This is a genomic window from Candidatus Scalindua japonica, assembly GCF_002443295.1.
GTDB classification, from domain to species: domain Bacteria; phylum Planctomycetota; class Brocadiia; order Brocadiales; family Scalinduaceae; genus Scalindua; species Scalindua japonica.
In genome coordinates this window covers 1-26,441 of the sequence record NZ_BAOS01000020.1, presented here as the reverse complement: position 1 = coordinate 26,441, position 26,441 = coordinate 1, and the positions used below count along the sequence as shown (strand labels likewise).

Sequence of the window (26,441 nt, the reverse complement as noted above, 5' to 3'; positions counted from 1 at the left end):
ACAACAAATGGCAAGAAAGCAGCTTCAGAAATCCTTTCACTCCCTATGTATCCACAACTCACTCATGAACAACAGATAATGGTTGCTGAAAAAATAAAAAATCTGCGTAATCTGCGGAAGCCTCTTTAGTCACATTCCGTCCTCGCCAGCTTGTCCGACAGTTAGTTTGGCGGGACCTGGTTGCAATATTGAAAGAGTTGCGCAGAATACGCTTAGATCGTGAAGATGAAATAGTTTTTGTTAAATACGTTTACCATAGCAGGAAGTGAGGGTTATTTATGGAAGAGCCAAGAATCATGATAAAGGAAGGGAGACTTTCTATTTTATTAGCCCAGGAAGGAATGGAATATTGTGCCTTTTGTCCTGAATTGGATATTGTAACCGAAATGGATTCTCCTGAAGAAGCGATTAATGATATGATTGAAGCCATAAAAGATTATGCTGAAGAATATATGGGAGATATTGAATTATATTCTAAAAGTCCAAACAGAGCGCATCATTTACCGTATATCAAGGCAATATCTTTATGTAAAACCGACTGGGAATTGAAAATGCTCATCGAAATAAAACATGGCTTCGTACACGTATAACCAGTTTACACTAGTACTAAAACAATTAGGTTTTGAAAAAGTCCGTTCAAAAAAACATGAAACATGGAGGAAAACTTTATCAAACGGTGCAATTTTGAGAGTAAGAATCAGCCATAAACATGGAAGTGATATTCCTCAATGGTTATTTCATGAAATGTTAAGACAGGCAGGTATCGACAAAGATAAAATTATAAGGATTTTAGATTTGGCATAAAATAAGGTAAACCATCTCTTTAACCCCTGTAACCTAACTCTTAATAATTTCGTTTATTTAGCATATTTCGCGGTTTAACCCTTTTGTTTCTAATCTTTGTAATTTGAAGATTTGAATTCGTTTCAAGTTACGTGGTTAGTTTTTATTTTCCTGGCGTACCTGGCGTGATAAAAAATCTGCGTCAATCTGCGTAATCTGTGGACAAAAAAAGTAATTCTCTCACACGAAGGATAAGAAAATCCGCAGATTAAACAGATTAAACAGATGGAACAAATAACCCGGAAAAAACACAACATGGTTTTTAAACTGAAATTTTTAAATACATAAATCTGTATCTCTTTGCGCCCGCCCAGTGGAACCTCTTAATAATTTCGATTATTTAGCGTATTTCGCGGTTTAATGCTTTTGTTTTTGTCATTTGAGCATTTGAATTCGTTTCGAGTTTCATGGTTAGTGATTTTTATTTTCCTGGCGTTCCTGGCGTGAAAAAAAATCTGCGTTAATCTGCGTAATCTGTGGAAACCTCTTTAGATCACTTTTCTCAGTGGCTTTTAGCGTGAGATTGTTTTTTTAAATTCTGTTTAACTAATTTTATTCACTTTTAAAAGTGGGAAAATAAATGTATATCTTGTATTAAATAGGAGAGGCTAAAAATGGAAATGATATTCCATGGAATTATTGAAAAGAGTGATGACCAGTATACTGCAATATGCATTGAGCTTGATATAGCAACAGAGGGTGGGACATTAAAAGAAGCAAGAAATAATCTTAAAGAGGCTGTAGAAGGTTATCTTGAGTCCGTTATAAAGGATAATGAGGAGGATGATTTTATTCCAAGACATGTTCCTGATAAGGTAATCGAAGAATATTATCAAAGGTTTAAATCTTTATTGAGATCATCTGCCCCTTCAGAATTTTACGAATTCAGTGAGAAAGCTTGTGCCAAGAGTTAACATCACAAGTAAAGAAGTTGAAAAGGTATTAAAGAGATATGGGTTTGTATTTGTGGGACAAAAGGGTAGCCATCAACAGTTTAAGACCATTATAAAAGGTGTAAAGAGAAGGGTTACAGTGTTGGATAACAAGAAGGACTTTGACATAAAAACGTTTCAGAGTATGGTCCGTCAATCAGGGTTTGATGAAAAGATATTTTTTGAAAAAAAATAGATTCGCATTTCGTATTTTATGACTAGCATTAAACATCGAGAATTCAGTATTTACTATCATCACTCATGTACTCAAGGTATTGCAAAAGGCAAAAGGTATTAGGTTTGATAAAATGAGCGTTAGAAGTTTCATGGCTAAAGAATTGCCCATGTAAACTATCAATAATTTCGTTTATTTAGCATATTTCGCGGTTTAGCCCTTTTTTTTCTGCTTTTTGCCATTTCCGCATTTGAATTTGTTTCGAGTTTCATGGTTAGTATTTTTATTTTCCTGGCGTACCTGGCGTGATAAAAAATCTGCGTCAATCTGCGTAATCTGTGGACAAAAAAAGTAATTCTCTCACACGAAGGATAAGAATATCCGCAGATTAAACAGATGGAACAAATAACCCGGAAAGAACCACAACATGGTTTTTAATCTGTAAAATCTGTGGATTATAATTTGGAAGTTACTCTGTGTAATCTGTGGAAACATCTTTAGTCACTTTAGTTTCTATCAAGTATATAGTATCAATAAATTCCAAACCCAAAAAAGGTAAAAAATGGAAGCAATCAAGCAAATTGTAAGAACACCTAAGAATCATGAAATTCGGATCAAGATCCCTGATCATGTTCCGGAAAATGATCCTGTTGAGATTATTATATTTTTCCGCAATAAGACAGAAGACTATAATAATAAAATCAATGAACTTAAAAATGCGACCCAGGATAAGTTTTTCTTGAGTGATTTAAAAGAGGTATCTGAAGATTTAAAATACGTTGACTTAGAGGAGTGGCAGTAATAAAGGATTTCTTTAGATGGAATGTTTACCTTGCTAATCTTGATCCAACCATTGGCTCAGAGCAAGGTAAAACTCGTCCAGTTGTGGTAATTAGCGAAGACCAAATCAATCAGTTATTACCTGTTGTAAATGTGCTTCCGATAACCTCAAGAAAAGTTGACAGGAAGGTTTACCCAAATGAAGCACTGATTCCAAATGGCGTAGGAGGACTAACAAAAGAGTCCATCGTCTTATGTTATCAAATCAGAACATTGGACAAAAAGCGGTTGATAGAGCAACTTGGCACGATTGATTCAGTAGAACGGCAAGATAAAATCTTAGATGCCATGTTTTTTCAATTGGGAATTTTTCGTTAATAATTTCGTTTATTTAGCATATTTCGCGGTTTAGCCCTTTTTTTTCTGCTTTTTATCATTTCCGCCTTTGAATTTGTTTCTAGCTTCGTGGTTAGTATTTTTATTTTCCTGGCGTACCTGGCGTGATAAAAAATCTGCGTCAATCTGCGTAATCTGTGGACAAAAAAAGTAATTCTCTAACACGAAGGATAAGAAGATCCACAGATTAAACAGATGGAACAAATAACCCGGAAAGAACCACAACATGGTTTTTAAACTGAAAAATTTTAAATACTTAAATCCAAAGGAAACTATTGGTGTATAAGTTGGTGCCGTGCAAGAGAAGGTATTTGGAAGAATTTCTCTTGAGATATCTTTGTTGATTATGAGGAATATTTTCAATGAAAGAGAGTTGGAGAGAAATTTAAAGGGTTTCCTTGAAATAGGCAGACAGTATTTTGAAGAGGAAGAGGGGTTAAAGTTTCTAGAAAGTGTAATCAGGTATCTATATGGTTCAACCGAAATAGAGGTGGATAAGGTTGTAAATACTATATAAAGAGATATCAGAGAAGGGAGGTGAAATAAGTATGACAACTGCATTAAAATTAATTGAAAAAGGCAAGATGGAAGGCAAGATAAAAGGCAAGATGGAAGGCAAGATAGAAGGAGAAAAAACACTATTAATTCGTTTGATAGAAAGTAAGTGGGGTGCATTGCCATCTGATATCAATAAACGTTTATCTGAAATAAAAACATCAGAAGGATTAGAAGCGTTAGGAGAAAAGGTAATTGGCTGCGAAAAAATCGAAGATTTATTTAAGAATGAATAAATTGTTATAACTACGGCTATGAGTGTGAGAAATGTCAAAGATAAAGAATTGACCCTCTTCTGGAAGGCTTTCGCGTCCCAAAATCTGAAATGTAAAGAGGAGATAAAAAATGAAGATTGATATTTTAACAGAAGAACAATACAAAACCCTTTCTAAAAGATTAGTAAATGCTATTGAGGGTCACTATAAGATAATAGCCTTAAATACCCTGCAGAGCCCAAGCTATATTCTGACAAAGCCAATATACATCACGATTGAAATAGAAGAAGATAAAGTTATAGCGTCTCTTGATGATATAGAAGCTTTTGCCTATGCTGATACAGAGTATGAAGCAATTAACAATTTATGTAAGGAGATTGTTTCTGTTTATGAAGACCTAAAAGAAGATAAAGACAATTTAGGCAGATTACCCGGGAAATGGTTAGCCTTCTTAGTGGAAGTTATTGAGGACAGATGAAGAAAAGGGAAGTCGGAAAAATATTTAAGAAGCTAAATTTGAGTGTCAGATCTACTGGGCATTATTATGGATGGTTAGTAGTGAACGGTAAAAAAATATTAAGGGTTCATTATTCTCATGGTAAGGGAGATATCAGCAAAAAGATAGAAAATAAAATTAGAGGGCAATTGAAACTATCTCAAAAAAATTTTAAAGAATTAGTAGATTGTCCGTTAACGTATGAAGAATACATTAGGCTTCTTAGGCAAAAAGAGATTATCAGCTAAAACTACGGATGAGGGATTGAAGGATATGATTGAGGCAATTAGAAACGTGATGGAAGTGAATTAAGAAGTAAATTTAGCATATTTCGCGCCTGCCCTATGGAACGCGACTTATCCCGCCTGCCCTGTGAAATGCAAGGCGTGTTTAACTGGGGTGGAACCAATTATTCCACTGGGGAGACTACTTAACTTTATAATTTGTGTCTGTTGAAAAGTTAACATGGGTATGAAGTTTGTCAATAGATTAGGTAACCCCAAGTGTTCAGGAGGTTTAGAAACAGGGAGATTGATGAAGGCCGATTAGAGGTGGCAATAGAAGCATTTGAGGAGCAGATGACACTTTTCAATGTCGAACCTCTGACCCATTCAGTAATAAAGGAATCAGAACGTTTATTGAGGGGGGCATGGTAAAGCCCATGGGCTGAGGACCCTTGATGCATTGCATTTAGGGACATACAGCATGATTTATGATGAGGTCTGGGTTTTCGTAGCATCTGACGAAAATTTGTGCAAAGTGGCTGAGCGTATGAATTTCAAAGTAATTAATCCTTTGAAGCATGAGAGTATTGGGTAAAAGGGTTTGAATTCTCTGATTGCCTGCCCCGTGAAATGTGAAACCAATTTCACTGGGGAACCCTTACAAAAAATCTGCGTCAATCTGCGTAATCTGTGGATGAAAATGTTGACTTCTGAACGATTATTCTCGTTGTTTCATTTCATAATTTAGAGGTTTGGCAAAAAACTGTAGACTTTGCAGTTGGTGTTATTGATATTGCAGAGACACCGAATTCTGAATGTAATCATTATAGACTGATAAATTCAATAAAGAAAACAATAACCAATAACCAAGCACCAAGAACCAAGAACCATGAACCTTATCAACAACCTCTACTATAGTCTTAAACCTTTCATCCCGAGACGCCTGCAGATAGGCCTTCGCAGAATGTATGTTCAAAGAAAACGCCGGGCATGCTCAGCCGTCTGGCCCATAGATGAAAAGGCGGGAAATCCGCCTCAAGGCTGGACAGGCTGGCCGGAGGGAAAGAAATTCGCGCTTGTACTCACACACGATGTTGAGACGGTAAAGGGCCAGGATAATTGCCGTAAATTAGCAGAATTAGAGATGGAATCAGGCTTTCATTCATGCTTTAATTTTGTGCCTGAACGACACAAAGTATCTAAAGAACTCCGTCACTATCTTACGGATAACGGGTTTGAAGTAGGTGTGCATGGATTGTATCATGACGGAAAGCTTTATAAGTCCAAAAAGACATTTCAAAAACGAGCGATAAAAATTAACCATTATTTAAAGGAATGGAATTCTGTAGGTTTTCGTTCTCCATCCATGCATAACAACCTGGATTGGATTCATGGTTTAAATATAGAATACGACTCCTCAACATTCGATACAGACCCATTTGAACCACAGTCAGAAGGCATGAAAACAATTTTCCCATTCCTGGTGACAAGCAACTTGACTCACAATAGTTATATAGAACTTCCATATACACTCCCACAAGATTCTACACTGTTTTTATTTATGAGAGAGAATACAATAGATATCTGGAAAAGAAAGCTGGACTGGATTGTTGAGAAGGGTGGAATGGTGCTCTTAAATACTCATCCTGATTATATGAATTTAGGGGAAAAAAAACGGAACATTGAAGAATATCCAATAGAATATTATGTTGAGCTTCTTAAATATATTAAAAAGAGATATAAAGATCAATACTGGCATGTATTGCCTAAACATATGGCTGGATTTTGCAAAATGCAATCCACTAATTTAAGGGAAATAATTACAAATAAAAAATGTCAAGAAAAAGGTAGTGATAAAGGTATGAAGAAGTTTTGTATGGTAGCATATACAAACTATGAATCTGATAATAGAGTTATAAGATATGCAGAGTCACTAGCCAGGCGTGGAGGCCAAGTAGATGTAATTTGTCTGGGGGTAAAAGATCAACCACGTTATGACAAAGTAAATGGTGTTGGAGTATTTCGAGTGCAAAAGAGATCTCATAAAGAAACCTCAAAATATATGTATTTGTTTAAGATTATTCTGTTCTATATTAAGGCGTCAACTGTGTTAACTGGAAAATACGTTTTTAAAAAGTATGATATGATACATATCCACAATATACCCGATTTTTTAGTATTTACAGCATTTATTCCAAAGATAGCAGGATCAAAAATTATTTTGGACATACATGATATTGTCCCTGAGTTTTATGTGGATAAGTTTAAGGTGGGAAATAATTCTCTAACTTATAAACTCTTAGTTATGGTTGAAAGACTGTCTGCCGCCTTTGCTGATCATGTTATCGTTTCCAATGATTTATGGCGGAGTAAGCTTATCACCAGATCTGTCGATGAGGGAAAATGTACAACAATCCTAAACTATCCGAATTCAAGTGTTTTTTTCAAACGAGAGAAAAAGAAAAGGAAAGATAAGTTTCTGATCATGTACCCTGGTACCCTAAATTGGCACCAGGGACTTGATATTGCAATTAAGGCTTTTGGCATTATTTGTGATAATATTCCGGAGTTAGAGTTCCATATCCGTGGAGGTGGTGTCCAGGTGGGCGAACTTATGGAATTAGTTGCACATTTGAAACTTGAAGAACGGATATTTTTTAAGGATTATCTGCCAGTTGAAGAAAATGCAAACTGTATGGCGACTGCAGATTTAGGAATAGTTCCCAAAAGAGCTGATGGTTTTGGTAATGAGGCTTTCAGTACAAAGATATTTGAATTTATGGGTCTCGGAGTTCCGGTGATTGCTTCTAATACTAAAATAGATCAATTTTATTTTGATGAGTCTTTGGTGAGTTTTTTCAAATCTGGCGATGAAAGAGATTTGGGAGAGAAAATATTTTTGCTTGTAAAAGATAAAGTATTACGTGATCAGCTTGTTGAAAATTCACTAAAATACATGGAAAGCAATTGCTGGGAAGTAAAAGAAAATATCTATCTCAATATCGTAGATAAACTGGTAGGTAATTATAAGAATTGATGAATAGTCAATAAGTTGATAGGTTGATTACATTGATAAAAAAGGTTAATTGCTTATTGGCTAATAAGTTTCTTGGAAAGCTTGAATGAATTTCAACTTAAGTTAATTGTAAAGACTCTTCTATTCAAGTGACTAAAATGAACTAAATTTTAAAGTGCCTAGAGTTGTGGATAATAAAGAATTTTCTAAAGAGCTGGAAATGAGAACGAGAAAATTTGCAGTACCGAATTCGTATTTGTGGGACAAAAGGGTAGCCATCAACAGTTTAAAGCTGTTATAAATGGTGTAAAGAGAAGGGTTACTGTGCTGGATAATAAGAAGGATTTTGACATAAAAACGTTTCGGAGTATGGTACGCCAATCAGGGCTTGAGGAAAAGATATTTTTTGAAAATAAATAGGTTCGCATTTCGTGTTTTTTATTGTAACTATGAACGCCGAACCCAGAACGCTGAACCATACAAACCCCTGAATTCCTAAATTAACCTTAATACAACCACCTTGGCAGGATGCTAACCAATTTTATTAAATCTGTGCAACTTTGGCACAAAGCCAAAACGAGAATTCAGTATCAAGCATCTAGCTAATGCTTTCGCCTTTACACCTTGCAACAGGATTCGAAAAGGATGTATAACGCGGTGTTTTCGTGTTTCTAAGATATTTTCAGGAAGTTCAACCATAAACTTTGGAGGTTAACAATGCTTACACAATATATCGAGAGGGCAATGAGCAAGGCTGAATACGAAAAACTAGAAGATGGATCTTACTGTGGAAAAATATCAGCTTTTTCAGGAACCATTGCTTTCGGAAGTACTCTTTATGAATGTCAAAAAGAACTTCACTTCGCTTTAGAAGATTGGCTAATCAATGGGTTGAGACATCGCGATAAAATACCTGTTATAGAAGGAATCAACTTAAATCTAAAGGAAGCTATAGTTGCATAAATGGGTGCCATGCAAGAGAAGGGATTTTATGATGAAACTTAAGAAACTTGGATTCAGTGATATTGAGGCAGGCAGCAGGCATGGAATCATGAGATACGGATCCTAAAAACAGGTTGTGCCTACAAATCGAGAATTCTCAGTTCCACAGATGAAAATGCTATTAAAGCAAGTTAAAGAAAAGCTTAATCGAGACATTTCTGTAGATGAATGGAATAATCTCTAAAATCCATAATTCCTAAATCCCTGAATTCTTTAATTCCTGAATCATTGTACTTTAATCCCTGAATTCTTAAATTTCTATATTGTACTTATAAAATGCTCCGTATCGACCGTATAGCTACCCTATATTTCTTTTACCCTATCAGTCGAATTAGACGGTCACAAAGAGATGATTGTATTCCTATCTTAATGTATCACAGTATCTCAAATGAGAGTGAAAATGGAGTTCACCCATATTATAGAGTCAATACATCCCCTGATATTTTTAACGAACATATGAGATATCTCCATGAAAATGACTACTCAGTTGTAAGTCTTAAAGATATTGTAGATATACTTAAGAAAACTCCTCAACTCCTTAACTCATCAACTCGTCAACTCAAGTACGTAGTCATAACATTCGATGATGGATTTCGTGATTTTTATACACAGGCATTTCCTGTTCTACAGAAATATAACTTTACTGCTACGGTATTTTTACCAACAGAATTTATTAACAATAATGGATCAAGACTTAATGAGAAAGAGCATCTCAGTTGGGATGAGGTAAGAGAATTGAATAATAATAGCATAAACTTTGGCTCTCATACGGTTACGCATCCACAACTTAAATCTATAAAGAAAGAGGAAATTGAATATGAAATCAGGCATTCCAAGGAAACCATCGAGGATAAGCTTGGAGAAGTAATAGACTCTTTCTCTTATCCGTTCGCATTTCCAGAGGAAGATAATGAATTTAGAAAATATTTAAAAGACATTCTCCGCGAATGTGATTACAAATATAGTGTGAGTACTAGAATAGGAACGACTTCTAGAAAAGATGATATCTGTTTTGCTAAACGAATACCCGTAAATTCTTGTGATGACATCATATTTTTCAAAGCAAAGCTTGAAGGTGGCTATGATTGGCTTAATAAGCCACAATGTATTTTTAAGATGTTCAAAAGGAAATTATCCTCAATCACTAATCAACTTAATTAACCTGGTAAATTTGTCCAGCTTGTCCCGTGGAACAAGTTATTCCACGGGGATTTGCCCAATGGAATGCATAAGCAGTTCCTTAAGGGTTTGCCACATGGAATCAATAAGTTCCATAGGGGAGCATATTTAACTGGGGAGTCAAGTGCTTTAACCTTTGCGAGCTAGCGTCTTTGCGTGAGGTCAAATTTATATGAATTTTATTTAATATAACTTTAGTCACTTAAGATCACTTTAAAACTTTAGCTCACTTTAGTTTTCATCAGTACCATTGAACATGGATAAAAAAATAAAATACGTCATAATCACACCCGTTCGGAACGAAGAAGAATACATTGAGAAAACCATCAATTCGGTAATTTCACAGACGATAAGACCCATTGAATGGATTATTGTTGATGACGGATCGACAGATAATACTGCCATGATAATTGACGAATATGCAAATCAATACGGATGGATTAAAACAATACACAGGCATGATAGAGGTTTTCGCAAAGCAGGTGGAGGTGTAATTGAGGCTTTTTATGATGCTTTTAATAATTTGCAGTTTAAAGAATGGGATTTCATTGTTAAATTGGATGGTGATTTAACTTTTAGCGATACATATTTCGAGAAATGTTTTGAGAATTTCAAAAAAAATCAGAAACTCGGAATATGCGGTGGTGGGATTTACAACATAATTGATGGAAGAATGATATATGAAAGAGACCCTATTTTTCATGTTAGAGGTGCTACAAAGATATACAGGGCAAAATGCTGGGACGATATCGGTGGTCTTCTTAAAGCACCCGGGTGGGACACTCTTGATGAAGTGAAGGCTAATATGAATGGGTGGGAGACGAGGAGTTATCCCGAATTAAAAATAAGTCATCACAGAAGTACCGGAGTGGCTGATGGAACATGGGGTAATTGGACGAAGAATGGAAGGGCAAATTATATTAGCGGATATCATCCGCTTTTTATGATTCTTAAGTGTATAAAAAGGATTTTTCAAAAACCTTATTTTATCGTTTCCATAGCGCTTATGTGGGGATATGTAAATGGTTACATAATAAAAATACCACAGGTTGATGATAAAGACTTAATTGCTTATCTGAGAAAACAACAGTTAAATAAACTATTTTTTCGGCAGAGTATCTGGAAATATAAATAGTGGATATCTCAATAATAATTGTTAATTGGAATTCTTTGCACCATTTAAGAAAATGCCTCACCAGTATGTATAGTCAACCGCCAGATGTTGAGTTCGAGGTTATTGTGGTTGACAATGCATCCTATGATGGATGTGATGAAATGCTTAAAAAGGGTTTTCCACGTGTTATTTTTATACAAAGTAAAAAAAATCATGGTTTTGCCTATGCAAATAATCTGGGTTTTCAACATTCTACAGGAAAAACATTACTTTTTTTAAATCCGGATACAGAAATAATTAGCAATGCTGTCAAAATAATGTATACAAATTTACAAACAATGCCAGACGCAGGCGCAATTGGTTGCAGATTACTTAACACTGACTTATCGTTGCAGACAAGTTGTATCCAACCTTATCCGACTGTTTTAAACCAGGCATTTGATATTGACTATCTAAAGTTTTTATTTCCCACATTGAAGTTATGGGGTATGAAACCATTATTTCGTAGTAATGACAAACCGCAAGAAGTTGAGGTCATTTCCGGTGCATGTATTATGGTTAAACGTAGTGTTTTTGAGGAGGTGAATCAATTCAGTACGGATTATTTCATGTATTCTGAAGACCTGGACCTTTGTTATAAGATTAATCAAACCGGTTACAAAACATATTACGTCAACTCCTCTCAAATTATTCATCATGGTGGAAAAAGTACAAAGAGCAAACAAAACTATTTTGGTATTGTTCTCATGAGAGAATCTGTATCCAAATTCATGGAGAAATACAGGGGTAAGAAAAGCGCTTATTTTTATAAGTCTGTAATGACCTTTGTTTCAATATGTCGAATGATGTTGATTATAATACTCATGCCCAGTGCTATAATATTGCGTAAGCAAGATACTATACTTGTTGCATTTACAAAGTGGAAAAAAATCTTTCGTTGGTCGATAGGCTATGAAAAATGGGCAAAAGAATTAACATCTAATAGTCAAGTATCTCATGGACCATCAAAGAGTATAAATTAGGATTGAGAATGTGTGGAATTTGCGGAAAAGTTAATTTTGACAAAGATAGCACTGTAGATCGGAGGGTCTTGGAAAATATGATGGCCATTATGAACCATCGTGGGCCGGATGATAAAGGCATGTATATTAAAGGGCAGGTTGGCTTAGGGCACAAGCGGTTATCAATCATTGATCTTAATACGGGGAAACAGCCTATTTCGAATGAAGATATGAATGTCTGGGTCGTTTACAATGGAGAGATATATAATTATAGAGAACTACGAAAAAGGCTTATAGAGAAGGGGCATGTTTTTAAGACTGAATCTGATACTGAAGTCATAGTTCATTTATATGAAGAATATGGCGAGAGTTTCATTTCAGAACTGAGAGGAATGTTCGCCTTCGCCTTATGGGATGAGAAAGAGAGTGTTTTGTTACTTGCCAGAGATAGAGTAGGAATAAAGCCTCTTTATTATTGTATGACCAAAGACTCTTTTCTTTTTTCTTCTGAGATGAAATCAATATTGGAAGACCCAAAGGTGAAGAGGGAAGAAAATCCTGAGATTGTTGATAGATTTTTAACATATTTCTATATTCCAGGAACAGAAACTTTACTCAAGGGCATACACAAGCTTAGTCCAGGGCATTACTTAATTTTGAAAAATGAAAAAATAAATATTAAGCAGTATTGGGATCTTAATTTTTCAAATTCTAAAAGAAACTATAGTTTTGAAGATTCGAAAGGCCAATTGATTGATTTATTAAGGGAGTCAGTGAGAGACCATATGATCAGCGATGTACCGGTTGGATTCTTATTAAGTGGGGGCATCGATTCAACGGCTTTGCTTAGTTTTGCTATTGATGAGACCGATAAGGATATAAGTACATTCACCATTGGCTTTGAGGGAGAGAGCTTTGCAGACGAAAGACCATTTGCAAGGCTTGCTGCTGAGAAATTTGGGACTAAACATTACGAAATGACTATGTCATCACAGGGTTTTCTGAATTTTCTTCCAAAATATGTCTGGCATATGGAAGAACCCGTATGTGAACCACCTGCGATAGCGTTATATTATGTATCTAAGTTAGCAAAAGAACACGTTAAGGTTTTAATTTCAGGAGAAGGAGGTGATGAGGCATTCGCCGGCTATCCAAATTACAGAAATTATGTTTGGATGGAACGCATAAAGAAAATTATTGGTCCACTGAATAGCCCTATCTCGGTCCTTATAGACAAGCTGGGTAATATGAGGTATTTGGAGAAATTAAAAAAATATGCTCCCCTTATGACATTAGAGATGAAAGAGTATTATTATAGCAGAACTTCAAGTCCATCTGGTTATTTTAATGATAACAAGAATGAATTTTATAGTAAAGAATTCGGGGACAACATAAATAAGAACAACTCGGCAGGAATCACTAGAGACTATTTTGAGAATATTACAAAAGTAAGTAATTTGAATAAAATGCTTTATATAGACACGAAAACATGGCTGCCTGATGATCTCTTAACCAAGGCTGATAAAATCACTATGGCTAATTCCGTAGAGCTTCGAGTGCCACTTCTTGATCATAGGCTGCTGGAATTTGCTGCTAATTTGCCGGATAGCCATAAACTTAATTGGTTTACGACAAAGCACATTTTAAAGAAGGCATTTTCTAATAAAGTACCCAAGGAAATCTTATATAGAAAAAAAACAGGTTTCCCTGTCCCTTACGAGTCTTGGTTGAGAAATGAAATGAAAGATTTTGTCTATGATATCATGATGGATAAAAAAACGCTCAATAGAGGTTATTTTGAAAAAAAATCAATCGAAAGATTAATTCGTGAAAATTCACAGCGTATGAATCATTCAAAGGTGATTTTTTCACTGATTGTTCTTGAATTGTGGCACCGAAAGTTTATTGACAATGATTGTATCACATAATTATAAAATAGCGTTGACATTAAAATGATTTTAAGGAAATTAACGAAAAACTTTGGAAAAATTTTTAGTGGTACAAGTCTTAAAGATCGTGCAATTCATGGAGGTATGTGGCTGGGGATAGGTAGTACGATTGAAAATGGTTTGAGATTTGCCCGCAACATGATTTTGGTTCGCCTGCTTGCACCGGAAGCATTTGGTTCAATGGCAATTTTGCTTGCAGTGAACGCTGCTTTTGAGTCTTTTACGCAAATTGGTATTAAAGAGGCAATAATTCAAAATCCAAAAGGAGAAGAACAAACTTATCTTAATGGAGCATGGTGGGTATCATTTTTTCGTTCAATAGTCCTTTTTGCTATTGCTTATGTAGGCGCTCCGTGGATTGCAAGATTTTATGATGATCCAGAATTGTTGCCGTTGCTGATCCTATCGTTTTCCACCATTCTTTTTAATGGGTTCATGAGCCCAAGAGCATTTGTAGTACTGAAGCAAATGAAATATTCAAGATGGGTATCAATATCACAGGGCGGTAGCGTTTGTGGTATCTTAACGGCCATCATATTAGCTTTTTTTATAACTAATGTTTGGGCTTTAGTAATTGGTTTTATTGTTGAGGCTGCTTCACGGTGTTTTTTGTCATTCATGATTTCACCTTTCATACCTGGATTTGATTTTGATAGAAAACAATTGAATGAATTATTTAAATATGTACGTGGTATGTTTGGGTTGCCAATACTTTGTTTTATATTCATTCAAGCCGACATCTTTGTAGTTGGAAAACTATTATCCAAGGGTGATTTGGGTTTATACAGCATGGTTGCTAGTTTAGCGAGAATTCCTTCTCTACTAATTTCAATATTTATTAACCCAATTATGATGCCTGTCTTTTCTGAAATGAAAGACCAAAAAGAAAGAATAAATCGGGCAGTTATGAAAACTACATCATTAACTGCATATTTAGGATTCCCACTACTTTTCCTTTTGTTTTTCAATGGAAAGGATCTGCTTTACTTAGTTTATGGTACTCAATATACGGTAGTTGCTATTCCGTTTGCCATAATCTTTGTTACTACTTTGGCAAGAACTTGCGGTGCACCTATTGCAACTTTGTTTTTTGCAACGGGACGTCCAGAGCAGCAACGTCTCTTTGTGGGTATAAGGGCGATCCTAATAGTTATATTTATTTATCCTGCTGTTAAGTGGTACGGTGTAGTAGGCGCGGCAAGCGCTGGATTATTTGCGATGATGATTGCTTATTTCTTTCAGGTGGTGAGGTTACGTTATCTCACTGAAATTAAAATATGGGAGTACTTTTGTATCTTTCCAAAAGCATTATGTTGTTCTCTTCCTGTTATTATCGCATGGTTTACAATGTATAAGATAATGCCATTTCATCAGTTGGGTATTTTACCAAGTATTATAGGATGTGTCTTTGCATATAGTATTTCCTTTATGGTCATTCTTAAACAAAAAAATTTAAAGTTAAAACCTTCGCTAAGGTAACTACTAAATCTTGTTTGTCTTGGACTATGGCGTCTAACTTCCTTTCTTATCTTAAAGCAGGGAAACAAGGTCAGGCAGTAACAGTATATTGCAAAAGTCGGTAAAAAAGATTTCGTCCATAGACACAAAAATTACATCTTGTGTCTACCGCAGTCAAAGTAATTTCTCTGAAAAATATGGTAAGTTCGCTGTTACGGGAAATATAAAAAATATTAAAGAAATCTAAAATACAATAAGGGCTAAAGCTAAATTGTGAAAACGGATGTTCTCTTTATAATAGTAATATTAATTCTACTAACATGTTATTTAAAAAAAGACTATAAAAATGGTCTTTTTGTAACTATTTTATTATTCGTATCCTTAACTTCTTATTTGATGATAGTAACTCCTGGTAGCTTTCCAAACTTTTCGATTCATAGGTTAATGTTGATTTTATTGTTATTATTTTGGTATCTTCGGAACAAAAGAAATATATATTATCAGAAAATAATTAAACTCCCTTTTGTTTTTTTGCTTGTCCTAGTTGCAGCGGCAAATTTTATTTCTCTGTTATTTTCTAGTGATTTCGTTTTTAGCATTAAAACATATTTTTCTTATATTATTGAGATAATTTTCTTTTACTTGATTGTCTCGACAAGCATAAGTAATAGAAATGATGCAATCAGATTGTTGTACTATATTTCCTTTGGACTGTCTTTGGTCGCTTTGCTTGCATTTATCGAAAAATATACAGGGTTTAATCCTGTAGATTCCTTCCTTTTTGCATACGTAAGGAAGGAGCAATATGCAAACGATGTGATGTCAACCTACCCGCATAGAATACTTCTTGGGACGGCGATGGCAATGGCATGGCCAATTACTTTAGTATTAATTGGATATTCAAAAGTAAATAGTTTTAAATATTTTGCATTATGGTTTTCTTTAATGGTGTCAATATCAGCTATTTATTTCTCTAGCAGTCGAGGGCCTTTGTTAGCAACAGTCATAGCTGGGATGATGATGTTTGCATTAGGTTCTATCAGAATCAAAAAAAAAGTTATGATAGTTATTGTTTTTGCAATAGCTGTTTTGATTATAAAGCCGGGTGTTTATGAATCATTAGGAATTAAAACTGCCGATACACTTAATCAGGATTCATTTAAAGGCCAAACTTATCAATATAGGTTTGAATTATGGGATATAGCTTATTCTGAAATCCGAAAATCGATTGAGCAAGCACTTTTTGGTTATGGTCCAGGCGCCAGTGAAGTAATAAGTATTGATAGAAACCTTTCGTATTCTGATGAGAAATATGTTGTATGGAGCTGGGACAATCATTACGCAGCCAATCTTTTTGAAACTGGATTTATTGGATTTGGTCTAACTATATTGCTGTACATTACGGTTTTAAAAAGATTGTTTTTTATTTGGGCAAGAATCGATAGGGCAAACGTAGACATAGTGGCTGGTGTTTTAACAAGTATTACGGTACTGTTATTTATGATGACGAATGTTAAGATATTTGCTCCTCAGTTGAATTATTTGTTTTGGTCTTTAATATCAATCGGTATATTATTAGAGAAGAATTGTGGAAAAGCAAAAAATGTTAAATTTAGATGGAAATAAAAACGCTTATGAAGACCATTACTTTTGTTTATAAAAAGAGAAAAATACATATTGTTAGAGCAGACTTAGCATTATATCAACGTGATGAAGATGGCAGAGAATTATGGTGGTTTGGAAGTGACCCTCCTGAAGGAATTCCTAGTCCTAAAGAAGTCGTTAGTGCAATCCAAGAACGTCATCTACGTGATTTTCCTCCACCGTGGGCTGTAATTTTGAGAGGCAAAATAGAAGAAGGGGCTTGGATATGTACCGATACAATTGGTTTGCAGCATCTTTTTTTAAGACATATCGGTGATGATGATGTTGTTGTTGGTGCTGATGCACTTGCTGTTGCATCATTTGCTTCTGTACATATAGATCCAATTGGAGCATATGAACTTATGGCTAGAGGAAATCCTCAAGGGGGGAGAACATTATTCACAGAGGTTGAGTGTATTTCGCCTTCTACATTAATTCCATTGGATTCCAATCTGAAAAAGATTGTATATTGGTTTCCCAAAGATCCATCATATACTAATCATCGGAATGCAGTGGATATTTATACAAATGCGGTAAAAAAGGCGGTAGTTCGTCATTGGCGAGATTGTGATGTACAAGAACTAACTGCAGGCAGAGACAGTTTGTTAGTTTTATCCGCTTTATTAAGCGAAGACATTCCTGTTCGTACGTGGACTCACGGGTGTAGTGGAGACCCTGACATGATTGGGGCTAAACGTCGTTCCTCACAACTTGGAGTACCGCACCAAGCAATTTTTTTAGACCGTTTGAAGGATATTGATCCTGATGAAGGAATGAGTTTAGCTAAAAAATATTTAAGAGCTTCCGGAGGAATGGTAAATATGCTTCAATACTGGCATCTTCCTTGGGTACTTGACCAACTAGATTCCAAAGGATCAATTACAGGAGTTGGCGGAGAAGTATTTAGAGGGTTTTATTACGAATGGATAGGAAATGGCAAAATACCTATATCTATTGGAAAGTGGTTTCTCTTGCATGGCAAGATAAGGGAAATGATGCCTTTTGCAAATCCAATTATATTGACTGAGATTGCAAAAGCAGGAGATAAAGTTATAAGAGAAGAATTAAAAACATTTTTAAGTCAAGCCCCATTTTATTGGCATAGGCTTGATATTTATTATTTATTGCATAGAATGCATCATTTTGCTGGTACCACTTTCTCTGCTGTAGGAAGGTGGCGAACAGTAAGAATGCCTTTATTTGATCCTTCAGTTATAGACTGCCTGTCTATAATACCAATCGAACTACGCCAATGGAGTTCAGGATTGGCAGAAGAAGCAACTCGGCAATTTTTGAAGAACAAACCTTTTGAAAATGAATCTTCATATTCCTATGAGTCGCTTAATTATCGTATTGTTAAACTACTAAAGCGTATTAAGCAATTGAGAGGGACCTACTTTAGCGGCTATATGGAGAACCTTGCGCGCTTGATTTTAAATTCTAAAGAAGTTGATTCTTTACTAAATATTGATGAAATGGTTACGGGTAATCTTTACAATAAAAAAATATTTAATCGTTATGTTAATAAGATTAAGCAAGATGACTTTATCCCTTTGTTAATAGGCTCTATTTTAACTATAGAACTTGCAGCTCGTGAAGTTGGCTCTATATATTCGAGCATTGACAAAATAAGTTGAATTTTAAATAGATTTTTTTTGATTTTCTTAAATTAGTTTATACAGGTTAATCTTTAAGACTAGGTGTTGGTTAATTAAATTTATTTGGTGTTAAGATCTTTAAATGGTTGAATACTCTCAGAATTTAAATAACTGGATTGAAATATCTGAAAGCAATTATGCTCATAATATAAGTTTTTTCCAGAAACTTATAGAAGATAATGTTGAACTCTCTGTAATGATCAAATCCAATGCCTACGGACATGGTTGGCAGTTAATTGCATCGCTTGCGTCAAAATGTAAAATAAATACCTTTTGTGTTTATTCTCTGGATGAAGCCTTAAATTTGTTGAATGCGGGTTTTCGTCAAGATATTTTGATTATGGGACATGTTCCGCTTTCACGGTTGGAAGAGGCTGTACGCACAGATTGCCATCTTGCACTATTTAACAAAGAGTCTTTGATCAAATTGATTGATATTACCCAACGCCTAAAAAAACCTGTTATTGTCCATTTAAAACTGGAAACCGGTTTTCATAGACAAGGAGTTACAGAAAATGATTTACAGTGGTTTATATCGAAATTGAAAAGGACACCATTAGTTGTTCTTGACGCAGCTTACACTCACCTTGCAAGTGTTGACGATACAAATAACTATGATTATGCTTATTATCAAAAAAACCGCTTTGAACAAATGATAAATACAATAATCAATGAAGGATTTCCTAAATTGAAAAAGCATATTGCAAATTCTGCTGCAACAATTCTTTTAAATGAAACACGTTATGATATGGTGCGATTGGGTATAAGTCAATTTGGATTATGGCCGTCTAGGGAAACGTTTATTTCTTATAAAAACCATTTTTTAGGAAACAAAGGGGATCTGTTTCCTGTCATGACATGGAAGACACGTATTGCTCAAATAAAATGGGTACAACCAGGGCATTACATTGGTTATGATTGTACATATAGGACGACAAGAGGTTCAAGGATTGCTGTTCTGCCCGTTGGATATGCAGAGGGTTATGATCGTGGTTTATCAAACAATGGTTATGTTTTGATAAAGGGGAAAAAAGCATTTGTATGTGGGCAAATTTGTATGAATTTGACTATGGTGGATGTATCTGACATTCCAGATGTACAATTAGAGGATGAAGTTGTTTTGTTGGGAAAGCAAGGGGATGAAGAGATTTCTGCAGATAATTTGGCAAATTTACTTGGAACGATTAATTATGAAGTTGTTACACGTATTAATTCAGAAATTGATAGAATCATAGTATGAAAAATAATTTAAAAGAAAATCTTAAAAAAAAGATATAATAACGTTTTTCAAAAACAGCAATCTATCAATAAAATATTTAGTTATATTGTGGAAACCCACGACCTTTGGTCGTGGTCAGAGAACAAAGGCTTTGCCAAATAAAAAGACTCATTGTTACAATCTGAGTTGAGTTGTCCCCACAACATCAACAAAGGAGTAACAAATGAGTCGATTTCGTAGATTATCGCATGCGTTATGGCATTGTCAATATCATATTCTTTGGACACCGAAGTATCGTTTAAGGATTCTGACAGGTCAAGTTGCAAATGAAGTAAACAGGTGTATAAGGGCTTTTTCAGAGCAAAAAGGTTGTGAAGTTATAGAGCTAAGTATTCAGATTGATCATGTTCACTTGATTGTTATGGTACCTCCCAAGATTTCGATATCTGATTTTGTTGGCATAGTTAAAGGTAGAACAGCAATTCGAGTACTGAATAAATTTAAGAATTTGAAGCAGAAACCCTATTGGGGTAATCATTTCTGGTCAAGAGGTTACTGTGTTGACACAGTAGGTTTAGATGCGGAAAAGATTCTCAAATATGTGAAGTATCAAGAAAAGAAAGAGAGTCAGGGAGAAGCACAACAGAAATTTAAATTTTAACTTTATCATGGGGGCAACTCAACCTTGCTTCCTTTGGGAGGAAGGCATTTTTATCCCCTTATAGGGGTTACTCCAAAGCCACCTGCTATGCAGGTGGATTCTTTACTCTAAATAATACTCTTTTGATTAGATGTAACCATGATGCTCACATGTTAGTAAAAGGTTAAATTTTCTAACACATAGTTTGGTTCACAAATCATTAATTTATTATAAAACGAATATTATTTTGTTAGATTTTTGGTTATGGCACGAATTTCTATAATAACACATTAAGCAATTTAATGTATTATTCTGGGTCACTGTTTCACACAAATGTCAGAAAAGAATACATGTGTGTGACCTGCTCCAGAGACGATCAAATCTATACAGATAGTTTCCACTACGTTACAACTTTCTGTATTAACCTGAACTCTAACTCTAAAGGTGGTGCTAACAACCGTAGCAGGTCACCTTTGTAAGCTTTCTGTGTACATGGCAAGCTGCAATTTATTAAAATAGTACTGTGGCGGTGGCATTGTATTTGCGATGGCTTGGTTGGCAATGTAAAAGTAATTATTATAGAAATTAACTCTTTTGTCAAATATCTGAAAAATATAAACTAAACAACTACTATTGCATCGTTTATATTATAGATAAAGGGTATTATTGTGATTATTCAAATTTTTATTAATCATTCAAGGAGGACTAAGGTGAAAAATGTTCTGAAAATATTGAAAATGATTTTATCTATCATCTCATATGTTGGAGGTATCGCGAGGTGCGATATTTTTTGCATAAAAAAACAAACTATGTTTTTTTCATTTGTAGTTTACTTTTTATTTACTTTGCAAGTTTATGCAACTACATATTACGTGGATTATGAAAATGGTGTTGACACAAACACTGGCACATCAATAGGAACTGCATTTAAACATTGTCCAGGTGATTCTAATGCGACAAATAATGCTCTGTTGATAAATTTAATACCAGGTGACACTGTTATATTTAAAGGTGGCTCAACTTATAGCGGTGAAATTACTGTTAACAGGTCAGGTTCTATTGAAAATTATATTTCTTATAGAGGAAATACACCGGCTGGTGATTGGGGCGTTGGGAAAGCAAAATTAGATTTAAAAGAATTATACTTTCATGCATTTAATGGTTACGGTAGCTATATTAAAGTATTAAATTTTGATATCTATAGTGTCAAGAGAGTATCAACTGAAACTCAACGAGGGACAATTCGTGTTTCTGGTGGTCATGATTGGTTGATACAAGATTGCATATTTAGTAGAACTGAAGGATGGGATATGCTTTGTGCACAAGGGTCAGACGAGTCTGTTTATGCTGATCAAACTCAAATATTCCTGAGAACTGCCGGAACTGATAATTTCGAAATTAATAATTGCGAATTTTATGCAGTTGGAAGGGATTGCATATATATGTTTCGTTCTGACAATGTTAAAATACATGATTGTAACTTTGGGGGTATTAATCGTGGAATTCAAACAGGATATTTTAGTGTTGCTTTGCGCATAACATATAGCTCTCATAATATACAGATATACGACAATATATTTCATGATGGTTGGCAATATGAAGGTGATGACCCAGGACAAAGATGCCATGCTGGCGATTGGTTGCATATTTATGGAAATTCTAATGCCGCCGAGTATCCACATGATATTTTAATAGAAGGAAACTCATTTTATAATAATCGAGATTTTCAAAATCCACATGGAACAGCTTTTTCTTTTATGCATACAGGAGTAAATAATATTACTTGGAGAAACAATACTTTCATAAATCCTCACGCTTATAATGGTACATTATTAACTCAGTTTAGTGAACTTGCACCAGATAAAATATATATATATAACAATACTTTTGTTAATTATAATACTGGCTTATGTATGAAAATTGGTCTTGGGAGCGGTAGTGATTTTGAGGTGAAAAATAATATCTTTGTTCAATATAATTCTGCCTCATCTGCCTGCTTAGAAGTATTTGATGCTGGTTGGGCGGGTACTATTAGTAATAATGTATATTATAGACCAAATAATGAGTCACAAACATTAAGGCAATCGAATACTTGGTATTCATTGGACCAGTGGAAAGCATTGGGCTATGATGCTAACTCTAGTTATGGTAATCCGAATTTAGTTAACATACCTTCAAATGGAGAACTGTCAAGCAGTGGCAATTATAGGCTTTCTAATGGTTCTCTTAACTCCATAAATACAGGAGCAACAATATCTGGTTTTAATAGTGATAAAGATGATGTCCTCCGACCACAGTCAGCTTCATGGGATATTGGAGCTTATGAATATTTTGTTATGACTCTGGCTCCACCACAAAACGTACGTGTGGAGTCACAATAATATTTAGTATCCTGAGAAAATTGTTTTTATGTAAATATCAAAAAATTGGGATATCCGCATTACTCCCGCAACTATTTCATAATAGCTTGAAAACATATTAATTATGTAAAATACCCAAAATACTGAGGATTTTTTGTAGACAAGCTCTAAGTCTCAACAGACAGAATTGTTCAATAAAGCTCTTACTAAAACAATAACATTAAACGCTCTTAATCCATTTTATAAGTCAGAATAAAGTGTTCAGAGTTAGATAAAACCTTTTGCAATTATAGAGCAAATGTAAGGGCAGACCCGCTAAACCAACACGGGGAATGTTTGACCTGAGCTATGTGAATGTGGTTTCTCAATGGTTAGTAAATCCGTACTGGTAGCATTCTGTTGTAATGAATATTTTGAGCACGGATATCCTATTGATATGGGTTCAATGACACGTTGGTGTAAACGAGTATCAGGCAACAAGAAGCCAAGGCACATAAGAAGTATGAGTTTGGTTATAAGGTGAATGTGAATGCTACGTTAAGCGATTGCTTTAATAGTGGGCATGAAGACGTATAATGGTAATCAATATGATCGGAATACACTTAAGGATGCCGTCATGCAAACGGAATGTCTCACCGAGCGTAAGGTTTAAGATGATTTATCTTAACTGCTCGTTTAGGGGGGATACAAAGATGAAGGTGAGACAGTGGTACATATCGTTAGTAGAGGCAAGAGGAAGTTAAAAAAGGCGATAACGAAGTGGTGAAAAACGGTGATCAACTATTGGAGTGGTAAATGAACATATCAAGACAGACGGTTAGAGAGAAACTATCTTATTAGAAAAGAGGGAGACAATATCAATACATATTGTCTGGCTGTGAAAATAACATAAGGCATATATTGAAGCCGATTCTTATTTGCCCAGCTTTCTAGTGGCAAAGATTGTTATCTACAATTTGAAATATTTTAAGAGTCGTGTTTAATATACTATCATTTCTAAAAAAGTGACTTTTTCAATGACTACTAAATAGCTCCAAATACCATAACCCATTAAGAAAAGGATAAGTACCGTTATTGATGGGAAGTAAGTGCATATCACCATTATCAAAGGTAAAAATTATGGGCTATCAGGTTGAAGAGATTTTTTTGAATAAAGCACTCAAGGAGTAAAAAAAATTTCTAATGAGCACCACTTTTTTATAATTTACTTTAAATAATGCAGTATTTTTTGAAAACAAAGAGTATTCCAAAAGTATGGCTCAAAATATACATTGTTTTATACATATAGAAAAGCATCATCTTCTCAAGTAAAATCTAAAATTTACTGATGGTGATATAGATCCACACTTCGTTTTCTTAGTTGAATTCTACAATACAACTTTAGGTTATGAAATCTAGAACTAAAATAAAGAAAGTTTGTATATTAGGCGCTGTCTTCAATACAAACAATATGGGTGTTGGAGCATTAACTTATGGATCTATTAAATGTATAACTTCCCAATTCCCTAATGCTGAGATAACTTTGTTAGGTTATGGTGAAAAACAATTATTTTATGATGTTAATATTAACGACAAAAATATTAAAATCCAATTACTTAATATGCGGTTCTCGAAAAAGCTATATTTGCTAAATAATGTTGTAACATTAAATCTAATTGCGTTAATAATAAAGCTTATACCAATAAATAATATTAAGAATAAAATTATATCTAGTAATATTTATTTGAGACATATTTCTGAATCAGGCATTATTGCATCTATAGCAGGTGGTGATAGTTTTAGTGATATTTATGGTATTAGGAGTTTGCTTTATGTATCTCTCCCAAAACTTCTTGTATTATTTATGGGAAAAGATTTAATTTTATTACCACAAACATTGGGGCCGTTTAAAAGTAGGTTTGCTAAAGAGTTAGCAAGGTACATTCTTAATAGTGCAAGTGTTGTTTATTCAAGAGATTACATTGGTTTAAAGGAAGTTAAAGAGTTACTTGGGTCTAAGTATAATTTTGACAAATTAAGGTTTTGTTATGATGTTGGATTTGTGCTTGATCCCGTAAAACCTGACAATATAAATATACCTGGTTTTTTTGAAAGAAGCAATAAGGATAAGTGTACTGTAGGTTTAAACATAAGTGGGTTGTTGTATGCAGGTGGTTATACACAAAACAATATGTTTGGTTTAAAAGTTGATTATAAAGAACTTGTGTGCAGAATAATTGATTTTATGTTTCATGAAAAAGATGTGAACATAATTCTCTTGCCTCATGTATTTGGTTCTTCTCAGCATCTTGAAAGTGACTCAGTAGCTTGTGAGAACATATATAATAAAATAAGTAAAAAATATGAAGATAAACTTTTTCTTGTAAAAGGGGAATATAACCAAAATGAGATAAAATATATTATTGGACTATGCGATTTTTTCATTGGTTCTCGTATGCATGCATGTATTGCCGCTCTCTCTCAAAACATACCACCGGTGTCAATTGCTTATAGCAAGAAATTTCTGGGAGTAATGCAAACTATAGGTGTTGAGGTCCTTGTTGCAGACCCTCGCAAGATGTGTAAGAAAGATATATTAAATATAATTGATAAAGCATACGAGCAAAAAGATTTAATTAGAGAACAGCTTAAAAGAAAAATACCTAAGGTAAAAGATGCAGTGATTAATTTATTTAAAAATTTAAATGGTTGAAAAATAATTTTTTCATAAATTGCTTTATCAATTGTTAACATGAATTAGCCATATTTTTTCCTTAAGGTTCTTTTTTTTAAATAAAGAGTTGTTTATAAATCATTTCCAAATAAACATCTGTACTTCTTGGCATTTGGTATTGAACCTTAATTCACGTTTCTTTAAGTATATTAAAAAACAATCAGAACTTATACTCATATCGAAATGGTTTTAGATGTTTGATCTAATTATTTGAAAATTTTCAGTCATTAAAGAAGATAAATCATCCTTGTATCTTTTAATCCTTCTGGTGAACCCCTCCCCGTTGTCTAGCCCCAGTTTACAAGTTATATGAAAAAATTGATACAATCTCTTGTGTTTGTTGATCTTATGACAATACAAATGTATTACCCTCTTTTTGACTAATTTTTAGGCTATAAAGGAGTTGTTTACGTGGATTTTGAAGGATTTTCTTTTGTTTTTGTATATTGTGATAAATTCAATAATTTAAATAACTGTTTTTGTATTCTGTCTTGACGCACCAAACAATAAGATAATTGTGGTGGGGCCGCTTTTTCCTGTGGGTAAAGGAGGGTTGCTTCTTGTAGATCATTGAGCTTTTTCAACAAAACATCTGGGGGTAAAAGCAAACCTTTTAATGCGAGGCGTCGACGAAGCAGCCCTGTCAAGAGCATGCTTAAATTACAATAAAAGGCATGAACATGCAGCTTTTGGTCTGTCCAGTGATAGGGAGGTTGAAAGGAGAAGTGCTCAGGGTCTTTGCTGTCCTGGAAGTATCTCTCAACTTCAGATTGTCCGTGATAGCCCAATATAATCTTGGCATTGCTCCAATCATGTCGATTTGTAAAAAGAAGGGTTCGTCCAAAGTGACAATCAACCAATTCTTGCAATGC

Annotated in this window: 25 protein-coding genes and 1 pseudogene; 25 read left to right on the top strand and 1 reads right to left on the bottom strand. The window is 34.4% G+C overall.

Annotation, left to right across the window (positions count from 1 at the left end; translation table 11 throughout):
• The first annotated feature begins 278 nt into the window (after positions 1-278).
• The 25 genes from SCALIN_RS11515 to SCALIN_RS11405 all read left to right on the top strand — a co-directional run bounded on the left by SCALIN_RS11515 (position 279) and on the right by SCALIN_RS11405 (position 25,548).
• Positions 279-590: a hypothetical protein gene (locus SCALIN_RS11515; RefSeq protein ID WP_096894641.1), complete on the top strand. Its 312-nt coding sequence runs from the start codon at positions 279-281 to the stop codon at positions 588-590.
• Positions 571-804, top strand: coding sequence for a type II toxin-antitoxin system HicA family toxin (locus SCALIN_RS23990; RefSeq protein WP_096894640.1), 234 nt, complete (start codon positions 571-573; stop codon positions 802-804). The genes SCALIN_RS11515 and SCALIN_RS23990 overlap by 20 nt, the downstream gene beginning before the upstream one ends.
• 653 nt (positions 805-1,457) lie before the next feature.
• Positions 1,458-1,757, top strand: coding sequence for a type II toxin-antitoxin system HicB family antitoxin (locus SCALIN_RS22750; protein WP_096894639.1), 300 nt, complete (start codon positions 1,458-1,460; stop codon positions 1,755-1,757).
• Entirely contained in the window at positions 1,744-1,971 is a 228-nt protein-coding gene (locus SCALIN_RS11500; RefSeq protein ID WP_162532280.1) for a type II toxin-antitoxin system HicA family toxin, read from the top strand. Before SCALIN_RS22750 ends, SCALIN_RS11500 begins: the two co-directional genes overlap by 14 nt.
• Positions 1,972-2,512: 541 nt before the next feature.
• Complete coding sequence (locus SCALIN_RS11495) at positions 2,513-2,752, top strand: hypothetical protein (protein WP_096894637.1); 240 nt, start codon at positions 2,513-2,515, stop codon at positions 2,750-2,752.
• Positions 2,743-3,108: a type II toxin-antitoxin system PemK/MazF family toxin gene (locus SCALIN_RS11490; protein ID WP_096894636.1), complete on the top strand. Its 366-nt coding sequence runs from the start codon at positions 2,743-2,745 to the stop codon at positions 3,106-3,108. Before SCALIN_RS11495 ends, SCALIN_RS11490 begins: the two co-directional genes overlap by 10 nt.
• Positions 3,109-3,472: 364 nt before the next feature.
• Positions 3,473-3,643: a hypothetical protein gene (locus SCALIN_RS22200; protein ID WP_162532279.1), complete on the top strand. Its 171-nt coding sequence runs from the start codon at positions 3,473-3,475 to the stop codon at positions 3,641-3,643.
• Positions 3,644-3,674: 31 nt separating this feature from the next.
• A complete protein-coding gene (locus SCALIN_RS11480; RefSeq protein ID WP_096894634.1) occupies positions 3,675-3,917 on the top strand; it encodes a DUF4351 domain-containing protein in 243 nt (80 codons plus the stop codon).
• A gap of 109 nt (positions 3,918-4,026) precedes the next feature.
• Positions 4,027-4,374 (top strand): hypothetical protein, encoded by a 348-nt coding sequence (locus SCALIN_RS11475; protein ID WP_096894633.1) that lies wholly within the window; start codon positions 4,027-4,029, stop codon positions 4,372-4,374.
• On the top strand, positions 4,371-4,640 hold the full coding sequence (locus SCALIN_RS11470) for a hypothetical protein (RefSeq protein ID WP_096894632.1): 270 nt from the start codon (positions 4,371-4,373) through the stop codon (positions 4,638-4,640). Before SCALIN_RS11475 ends, SCALIN_RS11470 begins: the two co-directional genes overlap by 4 nt.
• A 255-nt stretch (positions 4,641-4,895) precedes the next feature.
• Entirely contained in the window at positions 4,896-5,048 is a 153-nt protein-coding gene (locus tag SCALIN_RS22195; protein WP_162532278.1) for a PIN domain-containing protein, read from the top strand.
• Between the two features lie 457 nt (positions 5,049-5,505).
• Entirely contained in the window at positions 5,506-7,653 is a 2,148-nt protein-coding gene (locus tag SCALIN_RS11465) for a glycosyltransferase (protein WP_096894631.1), read from the top strand.
• A gap of 237 nt (positions 7,654-7,890) precedes the next feature.
• Positions 7,891-8,052 carry a type II toxin-antitoxin system HicA family toxin gene (locus tag SCALIN_RS23985; protein WP_203415455.1) on the top strand — a complete coding sequence of 54 codons (162 nt, stop codon included), beginning with the start codon at positions 7,891-7,893 and terminating at the stop codon, positions 8,050-8,052.
• Positions 8,053-8,349: 297 nt separating this feature from the next.
• The gene (locus SCALIN_RS11460) at positions 8,350-8,595 is read left to right on the top strand and encodes a type II toxin-antitoxin system HicB family antitoxin (protein ID WP_096894630.1); all 246 of its coding nucleotides are present in this window, start codon (positions 8,350-8,352) and stop codon (positions 8,593-8,595) included.
• Positions 8,596-9,090: 495 nt separating this feature from the next.
• Positions 9,091-9,795 carry a polysaccharide deacetylase family protein gene (locus tag SCALIN_RS11455; protein ID WP_162532277.1) on the top strand — a complete coding sequence of 235 codons (705 nt, stop codon included), beginning with the start codon at positions 9,091-9,093 and terminating at the stop codon, positions 9,793-9,795.
• Between the two features lie 274 nt (positions 9,796-10,069).
• Positions 10,070-10,948, top strand: a complete 879-nt coding sequence (locus tag SCALIN_RS11450; RefSeq protein ID WP_096894628.1) for a glycosyltransferase family 2 protein — start codon at positions 10,070-10,072, stop codon at positions 10,946-10,948.
• Positions 10,948-11,949 carry a glycosyltransferase family 2 protein gene (locus SCALIN_RS11445; protein ID WP_162532276.1) on the top strand — a complete coding sequence of 334 codons (1,002 nt, stop codon included), beginning with the start codon at positions 10,948-10,950 and terminating at the stop codon, positions 11,947-11,949. Before SCALIN_RS11450 ends, SCALIN_RS11445 begins: the two co-directional genes overlap by 1 nt.
• A gap of 8 nt (positions 11,950-11,957) precedes the next feature.
• Complete coding sequence (gene asnB, locus SCALIN_RS11440; protein WP_096894626.1) at positions 11,958-13,856, top strand: asparagine synthase (glutamine-hydrolyzing); 1,899 nt, start codon at positions 11,958-11,960, stop codon at positions 13,854-13,856.
• 24 nt (positions 13,857-13,880) lie between these two features.
• Positions 13,881-15,356 (top strand): oligosaccharide flippase family protein, encoded by a 1,476-nt coding sequence (locus SCALIN_RS11435; protein WP_096894625.1) that lies wholly within the window; start codon positions 13,881-13,883, stop codon positions 15,354-15,356.
• Between the two features lie 252 nt (positions 15,357-15,608).
• Positions 15,609-16,961, top strand: a complete 1,353-nt coding sequence (locus SCALIN_RS11430; protein WP_096894624.1) for an O-antigen ligase family protein — start codon at positions 15,609-15,611, stop codon at positions 16,959-16,961.
• Complete coding sequence (locus SCALIN_RS11425) at positions 16,952-18,616, top strand: hypothetical protein (RefSeq protein WP_096894623.1); 1,665 nt, start codon at positions 16,952-16,954, stop codon at positions 18,614-18,616. The genes SCALIN_RS11430 and SCALIN_RS11425 overlap by 10 nt, the downstream gene beginning before the upstream one ends.
• 103 nt (positions 18,617-18,719) lie before the next feature.
• Positions 18,720-19,877 carry an alanine racemase gene (gene alr, locus SCALIN_RS11420; RefSeq protein WP_096894622.1) on the top strand — a complete coding sequence of 386 codons (1,158 nt, stop codon included), beginning with the start codon at positions 18,720-18,722 and terminating at the stop codon, positions 19,875-19,877.
• 202 nt (positions 19,878-20,079) lie between these two features.
• Entirely contained in the window at positions 20,080-20,517 is a 438-nt protein-coding gene (gene tnpA / locus SCALIN_RS11415) for an IS200/IS605 family transposase (protein ID WP_096894619.1), read from the top strand.
• Positions 20,518-21,206: 689 nt separating this feature from the next.
• Positions 21,207-22,877, top strand: coding sequence for a right-handed parallel beta-helix repeat-containing protein (locus SCALIN_RS11410; protein WP_096894621.1), 1,671 nt, complete (start codon positions 21,207-21,209; stop codon positions 22,875-22,877).
• Between the two features lie 1,366 nt (positions 22,878-24,243).
• Entirely contained in the window at positions 24,244-25,548 is a 1,305-nt protein-coding gene (locus tag SCALIN_RS11405; RefSeq protein WP_096894620.1) for a polysaccharide pyruvyl transferase family protein, read from the top strand.
• A gap of 428 nt (positions 25,549-25,976) precedes the next feature.
• Here SCALIN_RS11405 and SCALIN_RS22190 read toward each other — a convergent pair.
• Positions 25,977-26,441: pseudogene (locus SCALIN_RS22190) on the bottom strand (IS1634 family transposase); the annotation flags it as partial.